Raw genomic sequence first — 215 nt, 5'->3', positions numbered from 1 at the left:
AAAAAACTGGCAGGGATCAAATCCAAAGAATACCAAGGCTCAGGATACAACCAACTCCGCTTTGATGACACCACTGGACAGATCAGTGCACAATTACAAAGCAGTCATGCAGCCAGCCAACTCAATCTCGGCAAACTCAGCCACCCTAAAGCCCAAGCAGAAAGCGAAGACCGAGGCGAAGGCTTTGAACTACGCACTGACCAATGGGGCGCGAT

At 50.2% G+C, this 215-nt stretch carries 1 protein-coding gene; it reads left to right on the top strand.

What is annotated here, in order from left to right:
* Positions 1-215: type VI secretion system Vgr family protein (locus EXE30_RS15820; RefSeq protein WP_130163209.1), on the top strand; the 215-nt coding region annotated here is incomplete at both ends.

It is taken from the genome of Acinetobacter halotolerans (assembly GCF_004208515.1).
Taxonomy (GTDB): Bacteria; Pseudomonadota; Gammaproteobacteria; order Pseudomonadales; family Moraxellaceae; genus Acinetobacter; species Acinetobacter halotolerans.
Note: the sequence above shows the minus strand (reverse complement) of the source record. Positions and strands in the feature narration are given on the sequence as shown.